A 1,623-nucleotide genomic window follows, 5' to 3' on the forward strand; every position below is an offset into this window, starting at 1 on the left:
GTTTAGATTACTTGCCAGGTCGTNTTGCAAACGTAATGACATAACCAACACCTATCATAATTGATTGATATGCGATGTTAGTGTATGGGATTGGTTTGATAATTGGTTCTCCTTCAACAACTACTGTTTGACCTGGGCCAAGTCCTGGACCAACTTTTGCAATGTTGAGTTGGGTGTGTACGTGGTATACACCTGCTTCAAGTGCTTTGGCTGATAGTGAGTAATCGACGACAGCGTTACCTGGAATGTCAAAGACGTTTCCTGGTGGATCTCTTGCCAACATCTCCCATCTGTTACCTGCGTTGGTAGACTCTGTGAAAATGGATAGCCATCCTCTTAGGTCTCTCTCTACTAGACTGACTAATGTTCCTTGAACTGTCAAGGTTTCGCCAGTTTGTAGGGATTGTCTGTTGAAGGTTTCATCCTCAATTCTGATGAAACGACTCTGGAGTTGTGCTTGGACACCGTGTGCATCTGCAGTTGGAAGTACAGTTTCAACCCAGTTGAAACCTAAAGTTCCTAGTGCAAGTACTACAGCTAGTCCAAATACGAAAATTGTTTTTTCGACCATAGTTATCCCTAATATTGAGGAATTAATCCACATCGTTATATGTTTTACCTTAATGACGCGGATCGACGTTTATTATTATGTTTATCATTGATGTTATACAATGAAATTACTAAAAATAATATGAAAATTAATATCTTTTTACTAAATTGAAATGAATTAATTTCATAAATTACTGAAGTTTTCATCATAAATTTGATAAAAATTAACCCTTTCTAAATCTCTTACTTTATATTCAGAATTAACATGATAGGTAACATGGCACAGATGCCCGCATTAATCCCAAAAGAAGTTGAGATCCAGAGACTAAAGAAAATCTGGCTCATCGTTATTGCTATGGGTTCAACTGCAGCATCAGTCGAAGTAGACAACTTCGTTGATGGTTCTTTGCATCAAACCTCTATCAGAGATAGCGCATTTACACCAGCACACTGGTGGCTATACTCCCACTTCATCACATTACCACTTGGATGGGGAGCAGCAGCAATCTATGATAGAAAAGTACCAGTTCTTAGAGGTCCAAATAATTCAATGAACACCGGTTTAAAGATGACCATCCTTGGTTACCTTGCAACCATGTTTACAATTGGAGTCAATGAGATGTGGCACTTTTGGTTTGTAGAAGAAATCTTTGCGGTTCCAAACCACTGGATGTTTAACATGGGAGTCGTAGTGGCTTTCATGGGCGCCCTTGCATACGTAGTTAGAGTATATGCTCGACTCGTAGAACTAGGTGCAGAAACTCCTGGAGAGAACCCATATGTTGCAGAGATGTACAAGATGGCTCTAGAAGGCAAATTGTACAGCAGATCAATTCCATAGAAAAAGTGCATTTAGCACATTTTTTTCTTTTATTATTTTCAAACGACGTAGATCGTACTAGTCACCCAGTTTAAGAAAGACTTAAAAGAATCTGAATTAGAATAATTCCAGAATGACTCTTCCTAAAGGATTCGGTTCTGGCAGCGCTGGTGGATCATCAAGTGCTGATATAGAACGAATGATTGGAAAACGCGTTGAAAATATGACCGGTATGATTACTATTTCATTCTGGG

General features: G+C 39.0%; 1 protein-coding gene. It reads left to right on the forward strand.

The genetic code is table 11. The features are described 5' to 3' along the window. Positions 1–826 precede the first annotated feature (826 nt). Positions 827–1,390: a methane monooxygenase/ammonia monooxygenase subunit C gene (locus tag BD31_RS00075; protein ID WP_048097271.1), complete on the forward strand. Its 564-nt coding sequence runs from the start codon at positions 827–829 to the stop codon at positions 1,388–1,390. Positions 1,391–1,623: the final 233 nt, after the last annotated feature.

The organism is Candidatus Nitrosopumilus salarius BD31 (genome assembly GCF_000242875.2).
GTDB lineage: Archaea > Thermoproteota > Nitrososphaeria > Nitrososphaerales > Nitrosopumilaceae > Nitrosopumilus > Nitrosopumilus salarius.